19 protein-coding genes and 1 pseudogene are annotated in these 24,452 nt (G+C 36.8%); 5 read left to right on the forward strand and 15 right to left on the reverse strand.

The features are described 5' to 3' along the window. Window positions 1-440 (reverse strand): annotated as a pseudogene (locus NK356_RS21445) (T9SS C-terminal target domain-containing protein); the annotation flags it as partial. A 400-nt stretch (window positions 441-840) separates the two neighbouring features. On the opposite strand from NK356_RS21445, the gene NK356_RS21450 reads away from it, so the two are divergent. Further along, complete coding sequence (locus NK356_RS21450; RefSeq protein WP_253318016.1) at window positions 841-2,067, forward strand: helix-hairpin-helix domain-containing protein; 1,227 nt, start codon at window positions 841-843, stop codon at window positions 2,065-2,067. Window positions 2,068-2,147: 80 nt separating this feature from the next. Here the strand turns inward: NK356_RS21450 and NK356_RS21455 are convergent, their stop codons facing one another. The 6 genes from NK356_RS21455 to NK356_RS21480 form a co-directional block, all read right to left on the reverse strand. Further along, window positions 2,148-3,371 (reverse strand): YncE family protein, encoded by a 1,224-nt coding sequence (locus NK356_RS21455; RefSeq protein ID WP_253318017.1) that lies wholly within the window; start codon window positions 3,369-3,371, stop codon window positions 2,148-2,150. Window positions 3,372-3,541: 170 nt separating this feature from the next. After that, the gene (gene rluF / locus NK356_RS21460; RefSeq protein WP_034695328.1) at window positions 3,542-4,264 is read right to left on the reverse strand and encodes a 23S rRNA pseudouridine(2604) synthase RluF; all 723 of its coding nucleotides are present in this window, start codon (window positions 4,262-4,264) and stop codon (window positions 3,542-3,544) included. Between the two features lie 206 nt (window positions 4,265-4,470). Beyond that, window positions 4,471-5,169, reverse strand: coding sequence for a tRNA pseudouridine(55) synthase TruB (gene truB, locus NK356_RS21465; protein ID WP_253318018.1), 699 nt, complete (start codon window positions 5,167-5,169; stop codon window positions 4,471-4,473). 21 nt (window positions 5,170-5,190) lie between these two features. Next, window positions 5,191-6,009, reverse strand: coding sequence for an undecaprenyl-diphosphate phosphatase (locus NK356_RS21470; protein ID WP_034695326.1), 819 nt, complete (start codon window positions 6,007-6,009; stop codon window positions 5,191-5,193). Between the two features lie 96 nt (window positions 6,010-6,105). Further along, window positions 6,106-6,402, reverse strand: a complete 297-nt coding sequence (locus tag NK356_RS21475; RefSeq protein WP_034695325.1) for a DUF3098 domain-containing protein — start codon at window positions 6,400-6,402, stop codon at window positions 6,106-6,108. Between the two features lie 2 nt (window positions 6,403-6,404). Then, on the reverse strand, window positions 6,405-7,304 hold the full coding sequence (locus tag NK356_RS21480) for an ABC transporter permease (RefSeq protein ID WP_034695324.1): 900 nt from the start codon (window positions 7,302-7,304) through the stop codon (window positions 6,405-6,407). Window positions 7,305-7,395: 91 nt separating this feature from the next. Here NK356_RS21480 and rsmA point away from each other — a divergent pair, with 91 nt between their 5' ends. Next, window positions 7,396-8,166 carry a 16S rRNA (adenine(1518)-N(6)/adenine(1519)-N(6))-dimethyltransferase RsmA gene (gene rsmA, locus NK356_RS21485; RefSeq protein WP_034695323.1) on the forward strand — a complete coding sequence of 257 codons (771 nt, stop codon included), beginning with the start codon at window positions 7,396-7,398 and terminating at the stop codon, window positions 8,164-8,166. Between the two features lie 130 nt (window positions 8,167-8,296). On the opposite strand, the gene NK356_RS21490 is transcribed toward rsmA, so the two are convergent. From NK356_RS21490 to NK356_RS21525, 8 genes are all read right to left on the reverse strand, one after another. Continuing rightward, the gene (locus NK356_RS21490; RefSeq protein ID WP_034695321.1) at window positions 8,297-10,654 is read right to left on the reverse strand and encodes a T9SS C-terminal target domain-containing protein; all 2,358 of its coding nucleotides are present in this window, start codon (window positions 10,652-10,654) and stop codon (window positions 8,297-8,299) included. Between the two features lie 288 nt (window positions 10,655-10,942). Then, the gene (locus NK356_RS21495; RefSeq protein ID WP_253318019.1) at window positions 10,943-14,527 is read right to left on the reverse strand and encodes a choice-of-anchor L domain-containing protein; all 3,585 of its coding nucleotides are present in this window, start codon (window positions 14,525-14,527) and stop codon (window positions 10,943-10,945) included. Window positions 14,528-14,695: 168 nt separating this feature from the next. Continuing rightward, complete coding sequence (locus tag NK356_RS21500; RefSeq protein ID WP_034695319.1) at window positions 14,696-17,056, reverse strand: T9SS C-terminal target domain-containing protein; 2,361 nt, start codon at window positions 17,054-17,056, stop codon at window positions 14,696-14,698. Window positions 17,057-17,250: 194 nt separating this feature from the next. Then, window positions 17,251-17,817, reverse strand: a complete 567-nt coding sequence (locus tag NK356_RS21505) for a DUF1003 domain-containing protein (protein WP_034695317.1) — start codon at window positions 17,815-17,817, stop codon at window positions 17,251-17,253. Window positions 17,818-17,828: 11 nt separating this feature from the next. Continuing rightward, window positions 17,829-18,596: a TIGR02757 family protein gene (locus NK356_RS21510; RefSeq protein ID WP_156106437.1), complete on the reverse strand. Its 768-nt coding sequence runs from the start codon at window positions 18,594-18,596 to the stop codon at window positions 17,829-17,831. 10 nt (window positions 18,597-18,606) lie between these two features. Continuing rightward, window positions 18,607-19,521 (reverse strand): ribonuclease Z, encoded by a 915-nt coding sequence (locus tag NK356_RS21515; RefSeq protein WP_034695314.1) that lies wholly within the window; start codon window positions 19,519-19,521, stop codon window positions 18,607-18,609. 68 nt (window positions 19,522-19,589) lie between these two features. Beyond that, window positions 19,590-20,171: an RdgB/HAM1 family non-canonical purine NTP pyrophosphatase gene (rdgB, locus tag NK356_RS21520; RefSeq protein WP_062671602.1), complete on the reverse strand. Its 582-nt coding sequence runs from the start codon at window positions 20,169-20,171 to the stop codon at window positions 19,590-19,592. 35 nt (window positions 20,172-20,206) lie between these two features. Further along, entirely contained in the window at window positions 20,207-21,037 is an 831-nt protein-coding gene (locus NK356_RS21525; RefSeq protein WP_253318020.1) for a CPBP family intramembrane glutamic endopeptidase, read from the reverse strand. Between the two features lie 108 nt (window positions 21,038-21,145). On the opposite strand from NK356_RS21525, the gene NK356_RS21530 reads away from it, so the two are divergent. From NK356_RS21530 to NK356_RS21540, 3 genes are all read left to right on the forward strand, one after another. Continuing rightward, window positions 21,146-21,838, forward strand: coding sequence for a hypothetical protein (locus tag NK356_RS21530; protein ID WP_156106432.1), 693 nt, complete (start codon window positions 21,146-21,148; stop codon window positions 21,836-21,838). A 13-nt stretch (window positions 21,839-21,851) separates the two neighbouring features. Continuing rightward, window positions 21,852-22,562, forward strand: a complete 711-nt coding sequence (locus tag NK356_RS21535) for a hypothetical protein (protein WP_253318021.1) — start codon at window positions 21,852-21,854, stop codon at window positions 22,560-22,562. A 160-nt stretch (window positions 22,563-22,722) separates the two neighbouring features. Further along, window positions 22,723-24,318: a peptide chain release factor 3 gene (locus NK356_RS21540; protein ID WP_253318022.1), complete on the forward strand. Its 1,596-nt coding sequence runs from the start codon at window positions 22,723-22,725 to the stop codon at window positions 24,316-24,318. Window positions 24,319-24,452: the final 134 nt, after the last annotated feature.

The following is a 24,452-nucleotide window of genomic DNA, read 5'->3' on the forward strand; positions in this document are numbered from 1 at the left end:
TTCTGCCACAATTCATCACCAAATTCATTGATTCTGATCAGCCAGATATCGGAACCTCCTTTGGAATCCTCTTTTTTGTCTAATCCTTTTCCTGAATAAGAGGTTCCCGCTAGTAAAAAACCTCCATCCTGTGTGGTAACGGTTGCTGATAAATAATCATGGTTTGGTCCTGAGAAATATTTTTCCCAGACTTCTTGACCCTGTTGATTGAGTTTTACCAGATGAAAATCATAACCGTTATTCTGCTTACTGCTTAAAGCCTGTTGCTTATTGCTTTGAATAGAACTTCCCGTGATCAAATACTGCTGATCGATGGTTGTAGCGACCTGGCTTAGAAAATCCTGGGTAGAGGATTGGATGTCTTTCTGCCACACCACTTCCTGAGCAGATACGCCCAAGACCGTGCATAAAGTAAATGCACCGAGATAAAGTTTTCTCATTTTAATATCGTTTTCTGAGTTAGTAATTAGCTTATTGAAGCTTTGCGAATTTAACACTTTTTAAGACTCAACAATCAACTTATTGTGACAATTTGTAAATCACACGATTAATAATTAAATTCACTTTATTTTATATGGATATCAATTTTATTCTGATGCAAAAATATCTCTCCAGGACGACAGAACCTGTCGTGTTAAAAAATAAAATTCTAATCAGAGTATTCAGTATCAATTAAGAAATTATATCACCCAAAAGGCAATATTCCTATTAGCTTATCAACAATAAAACACTTTCTCTATATCATATTTAACTAATTCATTATCAACTATTGTCATGATTTGTTTTTATCAATAAGTTTACTACATGATGAGAAAAAGCTACTACCAAAAATTGGCATTTATGGTCACATTGCTGACTGTTTTATTGGTGTATCAGAAATATACCAGCCGTGAAAAAGAACCGTTTCCTGAAGTTACGTTCATCAAAGATGCTTCAATACCAGTAAACCTATCAGATTTTGATCCCAATACGCTGGACAATGAACAGTGGCAGAAACTTGGATTTTCAGAGAAACAAACAGCAACCATCCTGAAATATAAAGATATTGTAGGGGGAAAATTTACATCAAAAGAACAGTTGAAAAAATGTTATGCTATTTCTGAAGAGAAATTCAGTGAACTTGCTTCTTTTATTTTACTTCCTGAAATAGCAGAAAAAGGAGATTCCAAAAGATTCACTACATACGGAAAGAAAGGAATTATGATTTCAGGAAAATTCAATCCTGATCAGTTTTCTGCCAATGACTGGCTTAAAATGGGCTTTAGCGAAAGACAGTCAGAAGCCATTATAAAGTATAGAAATTATCTCGGAGGAAGTTTTATCAGTAAAGAAAAGTTTAAAGAATGTTTTATCATCTCTCCGGAAAATTACCACAAACTTGAACCTTATCTCCTGCTGCCTTCAAAAACGCCTGAAAATTTCAGAAATCCTAACAAAAACAACTTTATTAAGCCCAGGATCCAATATCATGCTTTTGATCCTAATCAGCTGGATTTAGAAGGCTGGAAAGCACTCGGGTTCTCAGAGAAACAGGCAGCCGCCATCATCAATTATCGAGACAGAAATTTAAGAGGCAGTTTTAAAAGCTTAGACGATCTGCAGAAATGTTTTGTGATTTCCGCAGAGAAATTTCAGGAGATGAAACCTTATATCAAACTTCAGGAAAAACAACAGGAACAAACAGATTTTTCAAAAACAGATCTTAACACCATTACTTTCAAACAGCTTATAGAATTTGGGCTGGATGAAAGAAGTGCTGGTTCAATGATTGGCTTCAGAAAGAAACTGGGAGGTTTTATGAATAAACAACAAATTCTAAGCACTTACAACATAGATCAGAATCTGGTTCAAAAACTGATTTCAATAGCCCCGTTGAATATCTCAAATGTTCCCCGATATTCATTATTAGAAGCACCTGAAGAATGGCTTAAAAATCATCCTTATTTCAAGTATTCAGCAGACAAAATCATATTCTACCGGATCAGTAATCCTGATGATAAAAAAATATGGAAACTTTTAAAACTGAAACCTGAGTATGAAGAAAGAATGAGGTTATATGTAAAATAACATGAAACCTTAAATAGGTTTAAACACTTCCAAAATAATATTCTGGAAGAGTTATGTATTATAAAATAAGAACTTACATTTTAGTGATGCATATAGTTGCTTGGTCCATTAGTTCCTTCAATAGATTCCGGCAGTATTCCATATCGCTCACGTAAATTTACGGTACCCAATGTTTTTCCCGTATTAATATCAATTACGCTAATAGTTCCGGAATTTAAGTTAGGGAGATCCAATAAATTATTTTGCACTGCAACCACCTCTTTTCCGGATTTGGTTTTAAAGAAGGCCATATGATGTGCTCCTTTATCGGCATCAAAAGTCTTCAGAAGTTTCAACTGGGGAAGATTATTAATATCAAAGACAAGCACTTTTCCTGGGTCTGCAAAGCTGACATAGAGTTTGTTTGAGTCATCAATATACATTTCGAGCGCCCAGCCTAATCCTTTTGTACTTCCGTCAAAAATCTTAGTAAAAGCATCATATTTCTTGGTTGTCGTATTGTATGGAGCTATCCAGATATCTCCACCAAGCATAGTTGTCGCAAGTGCATATTGCGGAAATTTCCCACGCAGTAATAAAACTTCAACAGGAGCTGACAAATCTGTTGGAGAATCTGCTACCTGATACGTTTCTTTTATTTCGTAGGTATTCAGGTCTAATAAAGTGCAGGTATTTCCCATTCCTGTTGTAAGATCCGGGTGAATGGTTGACGTCACCATCATTAATCCTTTTTCTTCATTAATTGAAATACCATGCGGATACATTATAAATTGGCTCGGATTCGTTTGAATGGGAGCTTTAATGGTTTTGATAAGCTGATTATTACCAGCATTGAACACCCCAATGCTTCCATCTTTCGGACCTCCTGCCCCACCCATAAAGGTCATAAAATATCTTCCGTCATTAGTAAAAAACAGATTTTCACCTACAGTATTTTCACCGGTATCAATAGGTGTTGCATTGATCAATATGGGCTGTCCGTTTTTATCTTTTCTTGCTTTTACTTCATAAAGGTAGCTGCCTCCCAGAGCAGTTGTAAACATTTTATTGGCATTCTGATTGTAATAAATATGATGTGGTAGTACACCAATGCCCAATTCAAGTTTGCTACTGATATTTCCAAAATTGGGGGCTTCAGGATCGAGTTCAATAACGGCAATTCCGTCTGATGATCCTTTTAAACTTCTGTAATCAATGTAAAACGAAGAATCATGCGGATGATCCGGATTATGATTATCATTTTGACAACTCACAAATATTACCAGAGTAATACATAGTAGAACTGAATTAAATTTTAATTTCATGATTTTCAGGTTATTGGTGTTAATATTATAAATATAATATATTTTTATTGAATAATAAAAATATATTACACCAATAAGTGATAAATAATTAAATGAAAAAATATTTAATGATCTATCAACTTTTTATTCCTGAGTATGAAAGTGAAACCGTTAAAGTATATTAGATATTTTTAATCAAATGTTTTACTGGAATCTACCAGCAAAGAATTGAGCGTATTAAGTTCTTCGTCTGTCATATCTCTCCATTTCCCGACCGGCAAATCAAGTTTGATATTCATGATACGGATTCGTTTCAGTTTTTTCACTTCGTATCCAAGATATTCACACATTCTTCGGATCTGTCTGTTGAGTCCCTGAGTAAGAACAATTCTGAAATTCATTTCATCAATCTTCTCTACCTCGCATTTTTTTGTCACGGTATCAAGGATTGGAACTCCGTTTCGCATTTTTTCCAAAAATCTTGGAGTGATAGGTTTGTCTACACGAACAAGATATTCTTTCTCGTGGTTATTTCGCGCTCTAAGAATTTTATTGACGATATCGCCGTCACTCGTTAAGAAGATAAGTCCTTCGCTTGGTTTATCCAGTCTTCCGATGGGAAAAATTCTTTTGGGATAGTTGATATAATCTACGATATTATTTTTTTCACGTTTTGTATCGGTAGTACAGACAATTCCTACAGGTTTATTAAAAACGATATACACAGGTTTTTCCTGAGGCTCTCTGATTGGTTTTCCGTCTACTTCTACAAGATCTTCATCAGAAACTTTGGTTCCCAACTCAGGAATTTTCCCGTTTATCTTGATTCTTCCTTCTTCCAAAAGTTTATCTGCTGCTCTTCTTGAACAGTATCCCACTTCTGATAAATATTTATTGATACGCGTTTTTTCCATTAGTCTTTTCCGTAGCCGGTATAATTTTAATTGCTGAAAATAGTACTTTCATAGTGTAAGTTTATGAAAAAACCATCAGCTTATATTCCCAGTATTTCCTAATGCAAAGTTAGGAAGAAAATAATATCCCTATGGCAGTCAAACCATAAACAATACTTTCTGGTAATGTACTATTCTCAATATCCTGAGAATTTTTAATTTAATTTTTACAGACCTTCAAATCTGTACTCGTTATTCAGAAATTGATCTGTAGCATCTTCAATGGCATACTCACCAATCTTGGTACGTCTTAGCTGTGTCAGATAAGCTCCTACTCCCAATTCCTGGCCAATATCATGGGCAAGACTTCTGATGTAAGTTCCTTTTGAACATCCTACCATAAAACTCACCAAAGGAAAATCAATTTTTATATCCTTGATATAATGGATCGTTGTTTTTCTTGCTTTCATCTCCACTTCTTCACCAGCTCTGGCAAGGTTGTAAGCTCTTTCGCCATCAATTTTAATAGCCGAATAAACAGGTGGTTTTTGTTCAATTTCTCCAACAAATTTTTCCAGTACTTCATGTACCTGCTCTTCCGTAATATGTGAGATGTCCTGTTGAAGGATTTCAGGCTTTTCAGTATCATAGGATTCTGTCTGTACCCCAATTTTGATCTCTGTCCAATATTCTTTGGGAGCATCCTGGATCTCCGGAATTTTCTTTGTAAATTTTCCACAGCAGACAATAAGAAGCCCAGTTGCTCTGGGATCTAAAGTTCCGGCGTGTCCGATTTTAAAATTTTTAGGAAGATCAAACTCCCTTTTAAGTTTATATTTCATTTTATTGACAGCCTGGAAGGAAGTCCAGTCCAAAGGCTTATCCAATAAAAAAATGTATCCTGATTTCAGTTCTTCAGCAGTCATGAATGGGTAAAGTATACTTTCTTATTTAAAGAAATAAAAATAAATCAACAGGGCAACTCCAACAAAAATACGGTACCAACCCCAAGGTTTGAATCCATATTTATTAAGCACTCCAATGAACGCTTTGATCGCAATAAGCGCTACAATAAATGCTACAATATTTCCTACAACGAAGATCATGATGTGATCCTGAGAAGCCATAATCATTTCATATCCTTTCTGTGGATTGGCCGTTTCTTTTCCCCAGGTCTTCACAAAAACTGAGTACACTGTTACTGCCAGCATTGTTGGTACTGCAAGGAAAAAAGAGAATTCTGCCGCGGCTTTTCTGGTAAGCCCTTGTGCCATTCCTCCAATGATAGAAGCAGCACTACGGCTTGTTCCCGGCATCATCGCAAGACACTGCCAGAAACCAATGGTAACAGCATTTCTTATGGTAATTCCTTTTTCATCATCAATCTTAGGGTTCTTAAACCATTTATCTGCAAACAGTAAAACAACACCCCCTAAAACCAATACGGAAGAAATAGCAATCTGATTTCCAAGAACGGCTTCAATTTTATCATCAAACAAATAGCCCAACACTAAAGCCGGAACTACTGCAAATGCAAGCTTGAAATAGAACTGAATATTATTTAAGTCAAAAAACTTTTTCCAGTAGGCTACTACCACAGATAAAATAGCTCCAAACTGAATAGACACCTGAAACATCTTCAAAAATTCTGTTTCCTCCAACCCCATAAGATTTGCCGTAAATCCCATATGTGCAGTAGAAGAAATCGGAAGATATTCTGTTAACCCCTCTACAATGGCAATAATAATTGCTTTGATTAAATCCATATTCCTTTAAAAAATTAAAAGATTAAGAGATCCGGAAACTCAGAATACATGATTCTCAATTTCTTAATCTCTTAATCTCAAAATATAAAAATTTATTTATTTTCTTTTTAAGATCGCGTACACTTCTATGACAAATCCTATAACAACAAACAGAGGTGCTATTCTGATTCTTCTGATAGAAAAGATATCGTCATTCCATGAGTTAGGATCAAATTTCCCATCTACAGTATTGGCATCAGGTCCCATCATCAGTAGAAATCCTACTACAATAAATGCTAATCCGATCAGCATCCATTTGAAATTCTGCTGTCCGAAATAGAAAGTGTTTTCCTGTGGTACTTCAGCTTCATGTCCAAAGTCTGAAGCGGAAAATTTATTTGTTTTTTTGCTCATTATTAAGAGTAATATAAATCGTCAACGTTTGATTTTAAGAATCTCCATGTAGCGAAAATTGTACTTAAGACAGAAATAAAAATTCCTACTCCAAGTACGAGGATAACTAACCAGAAGTACTGATTGTTGTCCTGTACGAAAGCTGAACCAATCTGACTTGTGAAATAATACCAAACTCCACCTAACGCAATAAGACCTATTACAGAACCGATAGCTCCGAGAATAATAGCTTCTACAATGAAAGGTTTAAGGATAAATCTTCTTTTCGCTCCTACCAGCTGCATTGTTTTAATAATAAATCTCTTTGAGAATATTTTCAGACGGATAGAGTTGTTGATCAATACAACCGCCAATATCAGGAACAGTACTGAAAATCCTAAGATCCATTTCAGAATTCTGCTCAGGTTATTGTAAACATCTACCATCAAAGTACTGTCATTTTTAACATCGATAATTCCCGGAACAGATTTGATCTCTTTGATGGCTTCATCAATTTTTGCTGGATCCACGAATTCCGGTTTTAAAGCTACTTCAATAGAAGAAGGGAAAATATTTTCTTCAAACAGTGCATCACTGTCGATTCCCATAGTTTTTTTGGCTTCTTTAGCCGCCATATCCCTTGAAATATAAGTCGCTTTTTTTACAGGAGCTAATAACTGTACCTTTTTAAAAGTTTCTTCCTCAAGTTTTGCAATTTTTACAGAATCTTTAGCATCATAGTTTTCATCAAAGTAGGCGTTCACCACCAACTGTTCTTTGATATAGTCAGAATACTTCTGGGCATTAATCAGAATAAGCCCCATTAATCCTAACAAAAATAACACTAAGGCAATACTTATCACTACTGTAATATTGCTGGACCGAAGCCTTTTCTTATTAAATTCATCTACAGATTTAGCCATTAATATTAAAATTTTTGGCTAAAATAGAAAAAATCTTCCGAAATTTGGGACGAAATAAAGAAAATCACTGTTAATAAAATCATAAAAAACTTTGAGTGTAAAAGCAAAAAAACATCTTGGGCAGCACTTCCTGACAGATGAAAATATCGCAAGAAAAATCGTAGAAGGTCTTAGTTTTGAGAACTATACCAACATCATGGAAGTAGGTCCCGGAATGGGAGTTCTTACCAAATATCTTCTTGAAAAGGATCAGAACATTTACCTTGCAGAAATAGACACGGAATCTATTGAATACCTGAAAAACAATTATACAAAAGTAACGGAAGAGACTTTTGTAGGAGATTTCCTGAAGCAGGATTTCAGTTTTATCAAAGACGATCAGATTGCTATCATTGGAAATTTCCCTTATAACATTTCGTCACAGATTCTGTTTCAGATTGTAGATCATTACCAATTGATCCCGGAAATGGTGGGAATGTTCCAGAAAGAGGTTGCTGAAAGAACAGCTGCTGTTCCGAGAACTAAAGATTACGGTATTCTTTCTGTTCTGATACAGGCTTATTATGACGTATCTTATATGTTTACGGTACATGAGAATGTCTTCAATCCTCCGCCAAAAGTAAAATCGGGAGTCATCAGACTTACAAGAAATCCTAAGGAAGGACTTGCAGGCAATGAGGTTCTGTTTAAGCAGATTGTAAAAACAGGTTTCAACCAAAGAAGAAAAAAGCTGTCTAATGCTCTGAAATCATTAAACATTCCTGAAGCTTTAAAAGGACATGAATTTTTAGATAAGAGAGCGGAAGAACTAAGTGTTGCAGATTTTATACACTTTGCGAATCTCTGGAAAGAAAATCAATAAGACAATAATTATAAAAGCTCCTCTATCAGGAGCTTTTTTTGTTGAATAAAGTACAATAACCTTATTCGTTAAAAGTAGAAAGCCTTTCAAATAAATTCGAAAGGCTTTCTTTTATAGTACATTATCAATTTTAGTTTCTGTTCTTCAGCATGATCCATCCTGACCAGTTCATCTGAGCTTTTGATTTTGGATACTCAAAGTTGAACTTATACCAGTATGTTGCTGTAGGAAGTCTCTTACCACCTACTGTTCCGTCCCAAATAGGATTTTCTTTTGAGAATCGGAACATTTCCACTCCATATCTGTCGTACACAGAACCTGTAAAGTTTTTAAAGTCTCCAAGAGCCTTAAGATCCAGTACATCGTTGATTCCGTCTTCGTTCGGAGTAATGATATTGTTAATCTGCAATGTAAAGAATTCAAGAGATCCCACACAATGTGTTCCTACTCTTCTTACTAAAACAGTATAGTTTGTATTATCTAAAAGGTTAGTAAATACATTGGAATCCTGCCATGTAATCCCGTTGTCAATAGAATATTCCAAAGTACTTGGCGTATTGTTCATTGGCGGGTTTTCGGCTGTAATTGTCACTGACTTTTTGATGCTTTCATAATTTAAAGCGGTAACGAAAGGAGTTGCTGCTCCCATTACTTTAGCTTCAAAAACTTTCTTACAGATACCGTTATCAATTTCCACTGAGTAAATACCCCATTGGTTTACATTAATTTTCTGCGTTGTAGCACCTGTGCTCCAAAGATATTTGTAACCATCGCCAGCTCCTGCATCCAGTGTTACAATATCACCTACACACATTTCAACATCTTTTAATGTAGAAGTAATTTCTGGTGTTACTTCAATTCTAATTGTTGCCGGATTCAGAGATTTACATCCTTTTGCTCCCAGTGCATATACTGTAAATGTTGTAGTCTGGTATAGAGTAACGGTCTGCATATTCCCTGTTCCCATGAAATTGCTCCAAAGATAAGTATCTCCTCCTTCAGCGGTAAGGGTTACAGATTCTCCCGGACAGATTTTTATTCTGGAAGCTTTCACTTTAGCGGTTGGGGTTGTTTCTTTCTGTAATGTCAATTCTACAATTTTGCTACAGAATCCTCCATTGGAAACCAGAACATACAAAATTTGTCCATCGTTACCATTATAGTTTAAAGGAGTCTGAATATAATTGTTATTCTGTGCAACAGCATCCGCCTGATTTTCGTAGAATTTAAAGATAGCTCCAGGCGTTGGGCTGATGGTAGGCATAATTGTACTTAAATCAAAAGTAGTAATATCCGGTGTGGTACAAAGCAGCAATGTAGCATCCTGAGCCAGCGGTGTTGTTCCTCCGTGAATCTGTATGGAAGCTTTACCCGGACATGGATTACCAGGAACACTTACTTCGATAGTATAGGTACCAGGCTGTATTGCAGTAATTGTATTAGTCGTTGCATTAGGTATTGGTGCACCGTTATAGAACCACTGATATACAAGGTTAGGGTCATTTACAGAAGCTGTAATTACCTGAGGTACATTATCACATACATTGATGTCTGAAGGTAATTTTGTTCCTGCAGGATCTAAAAGGTCTACTCCGATATTGAAAGATCCACCTTCAAGGAATACTGCAGAGTCATAACTATGGTCACTGTAATCGGCAATTACCATTTTGAAGTGGTATTGCTGTCCTGCTACTACTGTTGCCGTAGCAGTCAAAGGAATCGTTCTCCCGTTAAAATTTGTTTCAACGTTTCCGGTGTTATATCCTGCAAAATATTGTTCGTTTACGGCACCACAACTCCCTGCAATTGCAGGGTGGATATTGGTAATACTTACCGGTCCTGCTCCTCCCGGAAGAACAGCCATATTTACATAAGGTCCACCTGAAGTAGGTCTCAACAAGATGGCAAATGCATCTGCAAAGGTACAAGGGAATGAGCCTGTATATTCTTCTGAGGCGATCAGATAATTAAATTTAATCTGAGAGGTTGTTGGAACGAAGTCGAACTCCAAAAGAACAGCATCATTCAATCTACTTTCCACTACTCCAATCACCTGTGCAAGGTCAGCATCTGATCCTCCACCGTTCACATCACTAAGGCCACCTTCAAAGGTGTTACCAGCTCTTCTTGCATACCCTGTAGAAAGAATAAGCCCATCTTTAAAAGGGAAATTGGTTGTAGCTTTATGAAAATATCCCCATGCTCTGTTGGCATCACTTGGAGCGTGATTAGGTGTAATCTTTACATTGGATACATTGGGAGTAAGACAGGTATTGGTCCCTGATGAGATCAATACATCTTTAACCATTTTTTCAATAGTGTAAGCGGTTTCAGGATACTGCGGAGCGTTTACATCAATAAAAGCACCAGCCCTTCTGGATAGATTTGAAGGAATTTCTTTTGCCTGTTTTCGCGGAGGCAGATTTTGTGAAAATAAAAAAGTCGAGATGACTAAAAAAAATAAACAAAGCGGTAGATATCTTCTCATAATATTTTTGTTTCAACAAATTTAATTTTTTTTTAAATATATCATATACATATTTATATTTTTTACCATAAAAAAACAAAATAAGAAGCTCTTACAGTAAATTTTCATTAATCAATCCCTATTCGGACAAATCATAAATGGTGTGGTAGCATTGTATTACAAAAAATTTTAACATATTCCTCCTCTATTCCAAATAATTCACAAAACGCAACAATATTTATTCTTAAAAACAACAAAATCTTTCATTGCTGAAAGATTTTGTTGTTGATTTTTTATTTTAGTAAATATCTAGTTTCTGTTCTTTAAGAGAATCCAACCTGAACGTTGTTCCATTTTCTTGCTGGCCGGATTTTCCCATTGTACCCTGTACCAATAAGTAGCAGTAGGAAGATTGATTCCTTTTAAAGATCCTGTCCATATAACATTACCTTTGCTTGCTTTGAATACTTCCGCTCCATATCGGTCGAAAATTGAAGCGGCGAAGTCTTTGTATCCGCTTATTCCAGTGAAGTCGATGGTATCATTTACCCCATCCATATTAGGAGTAATGGCATTGCTGATAATGAATGTAAAGTAATCCAGAGAAGTACCACATTTGGCACCTTTCACTCTTACCATTACAGAGTACATCGTATTATTCAAAACACCTGTAAATACATTGGATGCCTGCCACGTCAATCCTCCATCTATAGAGTATTCTAAAGTTCCACCTGTAGGATTACTTGCCGTAAGGGTAAGAATATGGTTATCATAAACAATATTGGTAAACTGTGGCAGATCAGGATTAATAAGCTGTGCAGAGAATGTTTTGGAACAAACCCCATTGCTGATTATCACAGAATACGTTCCCGGGATATTAGTCGTTATCGTTTGAGTCGTTGCTCCTGTACTCCATACATAAGTATAGTTGGGTCCTGCCCCGGCATCCAGAGTTCCTTTATCTCCGGCGCAAACAAATACATCTTTTAAAGTAGAAACGATCGCCGGAACTACTTCAATAGTAACTTTAGCTGGGTTCACAGAGCTACATCCGTTTCCTCCTAATGCATATACTGAATATTCTGTTGTTACTGTAGGCGTAACTACCTGTGTGTTTCCGTTTCCTGTAAGTCCTACCCAGTTATAAGTAATTCCTCCTGTGGCAGTTAATGTTACAGATTCACCTTCGCAAATTTTTAATTTAGATGCGGTAAGACCTGCTATTGGTGGACCTACCTGAACTGTAACAGTTGCGGGCGTTGCAGAAATACATCCGTTAGCTCCAACTGCAAATACCGTATATACAGTAGTTGTAGTAGGTGAAACCACTTGAGTACTTCCATTTCCTGTAAGACCATTACCCCAGTTATAAGTAACTCCTCCGGAAGCAGTCAACGTAACTGATTCTCCCACACAAATACGAGGTTGTGATGAAACTAATGCAGCAACCGGTTGTACTTTATCTTCCTGAACGGTTACTGTAGCAGTAAATGTACAGCTCAGGTTTCCTGGTTGTGATATGTTAGTAACCGTTAGAGTATAAGTTCCTCCAGCGCTTACAACAGGTGTAAGGGTATTGCCACCTGAAACAATAGTTCCTCCGGTTGTCGTCCAGGCAATTGTAGATCCTGCAGGAACTACTGATGCCGAAGCATTGATAGTAACCTGAGGAGTTGTACAGGTAATTGTTTGTGGTGCAGCAATGGTAAGAGTAGTTTGGGCTGTACTTAATAATTGCAGAGATACTACATAGCTACAACCTCCATTGCTTACTAATACATAAATAGTCTGGCTTCCTCCTGGAGGTGCATATGTTGTAGGTGTTGCAATAAAGTTTCCATTAGCTGCGTTAGCATCAGCCTGATTGACATAGTAAGTAAAAGTAACGCCTGCAGTAGTTGTAATCTGAGGTTGTGCTTCTGTAAGATTATAAGTTAATCCTGGCTGATAACACTTGTGCAATGTTGCATTTTGTGCTGTAAAAGGCTCTGAAACTTCTATTATTATCGTTGCAGGGTTTTGAGAGACACAACCATTTGCACCCACGGCTGTTACGGTATAAGTAGTGGTAACGGTAGGTGAAACAACCTGTGTACTTCCATTTCCTGTAAGGCCATTACCCCAGTTATAGGTAGCTCCGCCTGAAGCAGTAAGTGTTACAGAATCTCCTTTACAGATTTTTATTTTGCTTGCTGTAAGCCCGGTAACTGGTGGAGCACTGTTTCCTGTTACAGTAACAGTTCCTACAGCTGTACAGCTGATATTTCCAGGCTGGTACACTTTTGTAATCGTTAAAGTATATGTTCCTGCTGCATTAATAACAGGGTTTAAAGTAGTTCCTCCTGAAACAATATTTCCTCCTGTAGTTGTCCAGTTGAAAGTAGCTCCTGCCGGATAAACGGAGGCTGATGCATCCAGTGTAGTCTGAGAGGTAGCACAGGTAAGTACTGCCGGAGGAGCAATAGTAGGCGTCATTTGTGGCGCTTTTACCAATTGGAGTTGTGCTACTTTTGCACAGAAACCGTTTGCTACTCTTACGTACACTGTTCCACCTGCACTCTGATGAGCTGTTGGATTAGGAATTGTGTTGGCGTTTCCTGCATTAGCATCTGCCAATGTTGTATAATAGGTAAACACAGCTCCCGGCGTGGTGCTTATTGAAGCTTGTGCTGATGTTAAATTAAAAGTTGCATTTCCTGCAACATAACAGGCTGTCAATGTAGCATTCTGTACTGTAGGAGACGTTCCACCTACCACAGTGATCGTAGCTTCTCCCGGACAGGTATTTCCCTGAATAAAAACCTTAACGGTATATACCCCTGGCTGTGTTGCAGTATAACTTGCATTCGTAGCGCCTGGAATCGCATTAGTACCTAAATACCACTGATAGGTAATATTGGGTCCCTGAACAGAAGCAGTAAAAGTCTGTGGTGTATTATCACACATATTTACAGATGCAGGAAGCTGTACACCTGCAGGATCCAGAATTTTCACCCCGATATCGAATGATCCGGCTTCAAGAAATACAGCTGAATCAAAGTTAGGATCCTGATAATCCGCCAGCACAATTTTAAAATGATAGGTTTGTCCTGGAATTACTGTTGCTTTAGCAGTAAGAGGAATGGTACGTCCATTAAAATTAGTCTCAATCTGAGCGGTATTTGTTCCTCCGTAATAAGCTTCATTTTTAGGCCCACAGTTTTGATATTGCGGGTGGATATTCGTTACACTTACAGGTCCTGCTCCTCCCGGAAGTACTGCAAGGTTGGTATAAGTAGGATCGGTGGATTTTTTTAACAGCAAAGCGAAACCATCTGTAATAGTACATGGAAAGTTTTGCTGATATTCTTTAGAAGCAAATAAATATCTGAAAGTAATTTCAGTAGAAGCTGCTACAAAGTCAAACTCTATAGAGGTTGCATTGGTCAAGTTATTGTTAGCAATCCCTAAAGCGTTCGCAAGATCTACATCTCCTCCGGTTCCCAGATCATCACTTAATGTTCCCTGGAAGGTATTCCCGGCTTTATTGGCATATCCGGTTGAAAGTATAATCCCTTTACTGAAAGGAAAGTTGGTATTTGATTTATTAAAATATCCCCAGCTACGGTTCTGACTGGTAGCAGACACGTTTGGAGAAACGGTTACATTGCTTACCGTTGAACTGGTACAAGTAGAACCTCCGGATATAAGTACATCATTGATAAGTTGGGTTATAGGATAGCCTGATTCCGGGTAACTAGGTGCGTTTACATCTATAAAAACACCTGCCCTCAAAGAAGCAGCTTTAGGTTTTGCAGCAATTTCTACCCTTCCTTTATTTTGAGCCCAAATAAAGTTCCCCATGAAAGCTAAAAATAACGCTAAAAATAAATTTCCTCTCCTCCTATTTAACATTTTATATTATTTTGAACAAAAATACTATTTTTTTTGATTGAAATTCAAGTTAACACAATTTACATTATTACTAACGCAAATTTATTTATATTAGAATATCAACTCTGTTTATTTTAAAATAATAAAAAAAGACTGACGAAATAGTCAGTCTTTCAGTTATAGTTTAAATTATTCTATATTTTTAAGTAATATCCATCCTGTTTTTACAGTAAGTTCTTTACTTGCAGGATCTTCAAAGGTTACCTGATACCAATACGTTGAAGTAGGAAGCTTTTTGCCCTGGAAATATCCGTCCCAATATGGGTTGATCTTCGCTGCTTTAAACACTTCTCTTCCATATCGGTCGAAAACCTGTCCGCTGAAATCTTTATAATTAACCACACCGCTGAAATCAATGACATCATTAATATTATCACCGTTTGGAGTAATTACATTTTTCATCACGAATGTAAAGAATTCAAGGAAACCTACACAGCTGGTAAATTTAACCCTAACTCTGATCGAAATGACTTTATTTTTAGGTACATTATTAAATACATTGGAAGACTGCCAGGTAACTCCGTTATCTACTGAATATTCCAGAATACCGTTACTTGGATTGCTTGCTGTAACGATCATAACTCCATTCTCACTATAATCTACTTTTATTACTTCAGGGATTACGGCTTTAATAACCTGAGTTTTGAACTCTTTTGAACAAACTCCGTTACTGATCGTTACTGAATATTCTCCAGGAGTAGCTACTGTAATGCTTTGACTTGTTTCTCCTGAACTCCACTGATACGTATATCCAGGACCTGAACCTGCATCCAGAACAATTTTATCGCCCTGACAGATGTGCCCTCCTTTCAAGTTTGAAACAATGGCCGGAACTACTTCAATGGTAATACGTGCCGGCTGAAGAGATTTACATCCCTGTGCTCCTATAGCATATACAGTATAGGTGGTAGTCTGAGTAGGGCTTACGGTTCTTATTCCTCCGGTGGTACTTGCAGAATCACTCCATTGGTATGTTACTCCTCCGGTAGCTGTAAGCAATACGGATTCTCCGGCACAGATTTTCAATCTTGGTGCGGTAAGTAAAGCTGTTGGTGTTTCTTCTTTTCTTAAAGTTAATGTTGCAATCTTACTACAGAAAGCTCCATTGGAAACCAGTACGTATAATATCTGTCCATCTGTACCAGCATAGTTGGTCAGATTGGTGATATAACTATTATTTTGAGCCTGTGCATCAGCCTGATTCGCATAGAAACGGAATACTGCTCCCTGCGTTGTACTGATCAAAGGTTTTGCTGTTTCCAGATTAAAACTGGTAATTGCAGGTGTTGTACAGAGCTTAAGTTCGGCATTCTGTACGGTAGGGCTCGTTCCTCCGATAATGGTAATAGTAGCTTCACTTGGGCATTGATTCCCCGGAACCATTACTTTTACCGTATAAACTCCTGGTTGGGTAGCTACATACACAGCACTGGTTGCCCCTGGAATAGCTACTCCATCTTTATACCACTGATAAGTCATCCCTGGAATTGCTGCTACCTGTGCCTTTAACTGTTTCGGAGTATTATCACACATGTTGATGGTGCCTGGTAACACTACTCCAGCTTCGTCAACAATTTTAATTCCCACGTCAAAAGATCCTCCTTCCAAGAAAACTGCAGAGTCATGGGAAGGGTCTTTTGCATCTGCCAATACCATTTTGAAATGATAAGTCTGTCCCGGAATTACATCTGCAATAGCTGTTAAGGGAGTTGTTCTTCCAAAATAATTGATCACTAAGTGTGGATTCGCCAATGCTCCAAAATAACTTGCATTGATAGGTCCACAACTGAATCCGTTTCCTGCAGGAACAATATTGGTTGCACTTACAGGTCCTGCACCTCCCGGTAATACAGCAAGATTAGTATAGGTAGGATCTCCAACTTTCTTTAACAAAAGAGCAAATGCATCAGAATATCCTGTACAAGGATAGTTGGAAGTATATTCATCTGAAACGAATATATAATTAAATTTTACCTGGTTCGAATTCGGAACGAAATCAAATTCAAGAGCTACGGCATCCGTTAAGCTGACATTGGCTCCGGTAGCTGCTACAAGATCCGCATCACTTCCTGTTCCTACTGATTGTCCAACCGCAGCCACATAATTATTACCTGCTTCGGAAGCATATCCTGTAGTCAGGACAATCCCGTCTGTAAAAGGAAAATTGGTTGTTCCTTTATGAAAATATCCCCAGAATCTGTTACTGTTGCCTACTTCATGATTAGGAGACACAGTAACGTTGGTAACATTGGCTGTTGTACAATTGGTACCGCCATTGATCAAAATATTCTTTACCAACTGCTCTGGCGTATAGTTTGAAGGCGTATAAGGAGGTACATTCACATCAATGAATGCTCCGGCCCTGAGAGCTGCAGCAGAAGGTTTTATCTTTTCTGATTTTCTGACAGGCCTCGTTTGAGAAAATGCAGAAGCAGAAATCAATAAAAAAGAAAAAAGGAAAAAATAGTTTTTTAGTCTATAGATTAACATTTTGTTTTCATTTGTTCAAATGTAGCAAAAATAATCATACTAATTCACCCTCACCTATTACTATTTTCTATTTCTACATCTACATTCATAATGAATTTTTCTTATCGTTACATTTTCCATAAATCATTAAACCCAAAAATTCGGACATAAAAAAACAGATCAATGTTATTGATCTGTTTATATTTTAATTGTCATTATTCCGGCAGTTTATCATCTTTTTTCAATTGATCTATTTCATTCTGCAACTGGGAGATAATATCTTTTAACGCTTTAATTTCGTTCTTGTTCGAGCTTACATTGCTCTTGAGTATTACGTTTTTCGCTCTTTCATTATGGTCTTCTTCATCTTCGTCTTCATTGATTTCTTCAATATCCTCACTGATTTCCTCAATATCTTCCTGAATATCTTCTATATCCTCGTTGATCTCTTCAATGTCTTCACTGATTTCCTCAATATCCTCGCTGATTTCCTCAATATCTTCCTGAATGTCTTCGATATCTTCCTGGATATCTTCAATTTTCTCGTGGCTTTTATTCACAGACATCTGAATGAAGATTGCCAGATAAATAGCTTCCAGAGAAAGTACCGTCGTCAGGATAAGAAGCATTTTATCAAAATCAACAATATTCAGCATCGGAAGCAAAAACGAAGTAAGAAACAAGAGGGTATGCACAACCAGAGACTGGATAGATCCAATCCATGAGGTAATACTGTCTGCTATTTTTTCAAGAACTTCTGTTTTTTCGTTATATTTTTTCATCCTTTATATTTTTACAACAGTTCCTTTGTCACTCCTAATCCAAACAACGCAAAGTCATATTTTGCAGGGTCTTTTTCATCAAATTTTCTGATGGCAATATCAAGCTCTTCTACTGTCTTCCAATCATTCTGTGTTCGGGAAACCAAACCTAATTTTCTGGAAATATTTCCGGTATGCACATCCAGAGGAATAGAAAGATTTTTCTGATCTATATTCTCCCAGATGCCAAAATCTACTCCCCTTTTATCTTTACGCACCATCCATCTCAAAAACATAATAATCCTTTTGGCAGAGGAATTTTTATAAGGTGAACTGATGTGTTTATGGCTTCTGTGTTTTTCTGTTTCCAGGAAACCACTTCTGAATCTTTCTATTGCGTGCAGAAAGTTATTCTCTGTTTTGTTGACTTCAAATAGACTTTCCAGGCTTTCATTTTCTTTATAAATTCTGTTGAACTGTCTGATGAAATAGGAAAAATCCTGTCCATTGAACGTTCTGTGAATGCTTTTATCCTGAATACTTTCCAGATCTCTTTCTGAATAATTCATTACAAAATCATAGGGAGAATTCCCCATAATATCAAGCATTTTATCTGCAGAATTAATGATCGACTTTCTGTTTCCCCAGGAGATTGTGGCTGCCAGAAATCCTGCAATTTCAATGTCCTGTTTTAAAGAAAAACGATGCGGAATCTGTATCGGGTCATTTTCAATAAAATCAGGAGCGTTATACTGATCTGCTTTTTCGTTGAGAAAATCTCTGAGCTCTTCAAATTTCAACATATTCATACTAAATCTTTACACTCTCCAATGCTTTTGGTAAAAATGTATTGGGAAATATTTCTCTGGCTTCATCAGTAAATACTGTCAGATCTCCATATCTGTTGGAAAAGTGACCTAAAATCAACTTTCCAACCTGAGCTTTCTGAGCAATGGTAGCTGCTTCCAAAGCTGTAGTGTGTCCTGTATAATCTGCCATTTCCTTCAAATCATGTAAAAATGTAGATTCATGATACAGAACCGTTACATTCTTAATAATAGGAATCACACTTTCAAGATAACGGGTATCACTGCAAAATGCATAGGATACCGATGGAGCGGGATCAACAGTCAGAATTTCATTTTTAAGGACATAACCATCGCTTAGTACAAAATCTTTTCCTGCTTTGATATTATGATAATCGCAGGTTTCAATTTCGCTGTACTTGGCAATCTCTTTCATATTAAGATGTCTGTCTTTCGGTTTTTCTTTAAAAAGATACCCATTACAGTAAATCCTGTGATCCAACGGAATAGTGTAGACTTCTACCCTGTTATCCTCATATATTTTTTCAGAATAATCTTTATCCAGTTCATGATAAATCACTTCAAAACCTCGATGGGTTTCTGTAATCTGAAAAATGGTTTCCATCATCTTCTTAATTCCTTTAGGACCATAAACATGCAAAGGCATATCTCTTCCTAAAAGACGGAAAGAAGCTATAAGCCCCGGAAGTCCGAAACAATGATCTCCATGAAGATGGGAGATAAAAATATGATTGATTTTTGAAAATCTTGCTTTTGCCTTTCTCAGCTGTACCTGTGTACCTTCTCCACAATCGATCAGGAAGAGTCTTTCTTCCATTTCCAGCAGCTGTGCTGTGGGTGATGTATTGATGGTTGGAATCGCAGAGTTAAAACCTAATATTGTTAAATAAGTACTCAAATCAATAATTTATGATAACAAATGTACAACAGAAAATATAAATGGGGATTTCGTCCTGATATTTAAACTTAATCAGTTACTTTTAAAAAATCCATAAATAGGTCTAATGCCTGTTTACGGTGGCTGATTTTATTCTTGTCTTCAGGATCCATTTCTGCAAAGGTTCTTTCATATCCTTCAGGAACAAAAATCGGATCATATCCGAATCCTTTAAAGCCTTTATTTTCTGTTAAAAGATTTCCATGAACTCTGCCTTCAAAATATTGAGCACCGTTTTCATCATAGTAGCAAAGAACCGTCACAAAATAAGCCTTTCTGTTTTCAATTCCCTGCATTTCTTCCAATACCTTTTCGATATTTTTTGCGAAATCATGATCTCCGGCATAACGGGCTGAGAAAATTCCCGGTCTTCCGTCCAAAGATTCTACAACCAAACCACTGTCATCTCCCAAGCTTGGAACACCTGTTTTTTCAAAGCAATATTTGGCCTTGATCAGGGCATTGGCATGAAAAGAATCTCCATCTTCTACAATTTCTTCGTGAATATTATAATCGGTAAGGCTTTTCACCACGCAATCACTTCCCAGTATCTGTTGGATTTCTTCTTTTTTATGTTCGTTGTGTGTAGCTACTAATAATTCCATTTCTATATTCATTTTCAATTTTACTTTTTTAATCGGGTTACTTACATTTCAGCATAATGTACTTTATACTTTTTCATAAAAAGATAATAGAACAAAGAGAAAAGTACAATTCCAACAGCTAGTACAAGCCATTCTGAAACATGAAGAACCTTTGCAAAACTCTCATCTTTACCATAAAGAACCAATAACGACAGTGTTAAATTATTAAACGCATGCAGCAATATCGGCATCAGTAAAGACTTTGTTTTATGATAGACTAATCCCAATACGCAGCCCAGCATCACTGCGCTGATAAACTGCCACGGATTTCCATGAACAACTCCAAAAATAATGGAAGCATACAGAATCGCCTTCCATGGTTCTACTCCTTTATTGATCAATCCTTTCTGGATAATTCCTCTGAAAATAATTTCCTCAAAAATAGGAGCCATAATCACGGTCATAATAATCATTACAACAGGATTATCTGTCAATTGACTCATCAATTGGGTAAAATATTCATAAAATTCACCGAAAAACGGTCCTGTGGTTGGGATCTGAGCGGCAATAAATTCGGAAATAAACATCATCCCCACCATCATTGGAAAGATGAGAAGATAGGTAGAAAAATTAACCGATGATAAGTTAAAGTTAAGCCTCTTTTGAGTGGTACGTCTTACAATAAAAAAATCGAAGAAGGCAATAGCTGTAAGAAATCCTACAGAATTTGCTACCATCAGAAACCAGTCTTTCAATTCAATATTTTCTCTGAAAATAACTTTCCAGAAAGTACTGAATAAAGAAACTGCCATTGTTCCCACGAATAATCCAACCACTAAAACTACACCGCCAAACCATGTGAACGTAAACTTCGGATATTTGCTATTTTCCATCCTTTCTCTGTAAAAGTTTATGAAAAACAAAGATAATTTTTTTGACTGCTACAGGCAACTAAAAAAGGAATTTCTTATTTTCGTTCCTTTATCCATGAACATCACAAAATGAATACAGAACCTCCGTTTCAAAAAATTGAGTCTACAACCAACAGATTGATGACTGTTGTTCTGAATGTGCTTTTCTTTGTGATCTTTATTCCTTTCGCTTTGCTTTTTGTTTTAGGTCCTGCTTACGGAATTTACAAAAGAGGATTAGAGGCAATGCTGTACCCTGCCCTAATCGGCTGGGGACTTTCATTGTTGATTTTAATTCCTGCAATCCGTTATTATATTATTAAGAGAAAAAAACTAGCCCATACAATTGTGGTTGATGAAACCGGTCTCTTATTTTATAATTCAAGAAATGAAATTGCAGATCAGATCCTCTACACAGATCTCCGGCCTTCAACACAGGATTTTGATATTTACACAGTCAATCCGGTGGGATCAGGAATCGCTCCTTTACTGGAGGTAACAATTCTATCAGATAAAAAAGACGAGACTACAAGACGTATTGATATGAATCTTCCTTTGAGAGTGGTAAAAAACAAATCTACTTTGTATGCCCATTTCCTACATGGTATTGTTACTTTTCGTCCTGATTTGAAGGTAGATCCTCTCGTTTTCCGAAGCTATACTATTGATACGGAAACATGGAAAGTGAACAGCAAAGGGATTTCGTTGGGAGGCTGGCTTTTAATGCTGGCCGCACTTATTATTACAGCACTTATATGCGGGCTTGTTTTTTTGTTAACTTAAGCTAAGAATTAATATGATTGAAAAATTCCAGACTATAGAATCTAAAATCAATACACCCATTACTTATTTTCTAATGGGAATTCTCTGGATCGCTGTCATTCTGATTATGGTGGTAATCGGGGTTGTTTTCAATCTTATTTACAATAATTTCAGGCAATATCTGGAACATAATCTTGGCATTTTTTTCACGCTTCTTATTGCCCAACTGTTTCTTATATTTTGTTGTATCGCTTTGATAATGGCTTTAACTTACAGAAAAAAACAAAAGATACGAAAAGCGGTTGTGGATGAAAATGGGGTTACGTTCTATAACTATCAGAATGTAATCATTGAAACTATATTATATCACGACCTTAAGCCTGCTCGAAACTCATCCACTGATGTACATGTTTTCAACACCCAGACCGTAAAATCTGGCAAAACGACATTGCAGGTCTACCTGAAAAATAAAGCAGGAGAAATTGGACCAACACGTGTTGATTTTAATTTTGAACTGGTAATTTTAAGTAACCAATATGATCTGTACCGTCATTTTCTAAAAGGGATTCAACACTTTCGTCCGGATCTGAAAATAAGTCAGCAAACGATTAATCAGTACAATCTTAGTTCAGAACCACAAAAAACAGAATTTGGAATATTTGAATATATCATGGCAGCCATTGTTATTCTGATTGCTACCGGACTGATGTATATTTTTATGTTGCTAATAAAAATAATAGTCTGATAAGCTGCATTGAAGAAAAGCCAGCTATTGCCGGTTCATAGTTATATTCATCATTCTGAAACCTGAATATCCTTCTATTATTCTGTCTAATTAATATTGTCTTCATTTAAATTTGAAAACCTCGTAAAAAATCACGATTTTTGCAACTTCAAAATACGATATGTCAGACTTAATCAAAGAAATACAAAAAAGAAAGACCTTCGGGATCATTTCCCACCCGGATGCCGGAAAAACAACTCTTACAGAAAAGTTACTTCTTTTCGGGGGAGCAATTCAGGAAGCGGGTGCGGTAAAATCCAACAAAATAAAAAAAGGAGCTACCTCCGACTTTATGGAAATTGAAAGACAGAGAGGGATCTCTGTAGCGACTTCCGTATTGGCTTTTGAATATAGAGACCACAAAATCAACATTCTCGATACTCCTGGTCACAAGGACTTTGCTGAGGATACGTATAGAACATTAACTGCTGTAGACTCTGTAATCGTTGTAATTGACGTTGCAAAAGGGGTTGAGGAACAGACTGAAAAACTGGTTCAGGTTTGCAGAATGAGAAACATCCCGATGCTGGTTTTTATCAACAAATTAGACCGCGAAGGTAAAGATGCTTTCGATCTTTTGGATGAAGTAGAACAGAAACTGGGATTAACTGTTTGCCCGCTTTCTCTACCAATTGGTATGGGAAGTGACTTCCAGGGAATTTATAATATCTGGGAAGACAATATTCAGTTATTCTTAGAGGAGAAAAAGCAGAAAGTTGGAGATTCTATTAAGTTTGATGATATCAATGATACATCTATTGATGACGTAATTGGTGAAAAGGCTGCTAAAACTTTAAGAGAAGAGCTTGATCTGATCCAGTCTGTTTATCCTGAGTTTAACCGTGAGGATTATATGAATGGTGATCTTCAGCCTGTATTCTTCGGTTCTGCTTTAAATAACTTTGGAGTACGTGAATTATTGAATGCTTTCATTGATATTGCTCCGATGCCGCAGCCAAAAGAAAGTGATACCCGTCTGGTAAAACCTGAAGAAAGCACTTTCACAGGATTCGTTTTCAAAATCCATGCGAATATGGACCCTAAGCACAGAGACAGGCTTGCTTTCGTAAAAATTGTTTCAGGAACTTTCAAGAGAAACGAAAACTATTTATTAGTAAGAGAAGGTAAAAAAATGAAGTTCTCTTCTCCCAACGCATTCTTTGCAGATAAAAAAGAGGTGGTAGAAGAAAGTTTCCCTGGTGATATCGTTGGTTTACATGATACGGGAAGTTTCAGAATCGGAGATACATTGACTGGTGGAGAAAAACTAAGCTTCAAAGGAATTCCAAGCTTCTCTCCAGAACATTTCCGTTATATCAACAACAATGATCCGTTGAAAGCTAAGCAATTGGCGAAAGGTATTGATCAGCTGATGGATGAAGGAGTTGCACAGTTATTTACGCTTGAAATGAATAACAGAAAGATCATTGGAACGGTTGGAGCCCTTCAGTACGAAGTTATCCAATACCGTCTAGAGCATGAATATGGTGCAAAATGTACTTATGAACCGCTATCTATGCACAAAGCATGTTGGGTAGAAGCTGATGAGAAGTCTGAAGAATTCAAAGAATTTGCAAGATTAAAGCAGAGATTCCTGGCGAGAGATAAATACAATCAATTGGTATTCCTTGCTGACTCTTCTTTCACGATTCACATGACGCAGGAGAAATTCCCGAATGTGAAATTACACTTCATCAGTGAGTTCAGAGAAAACTAAATAAAAGACAAAATCGCAAAAAGGCGAAATTGTTTACAATATAGATCCGCAGAAGTTTTGGACTGCACCCAAAAGTTTAGACAAAATTAAACAATATTATTATATGAAAGAGTTCGGTACTGTACCGGACTCTT

Origin of the sequence: Chryseobacterium sp. S0630 (assembly GCF_024158915.1) — a bacterium.
Lineage (GTDB): Bacteria > Bacteroidota > Bacteroidia > Flavobacteriales > Weeksellaceae > Chryseobacterium.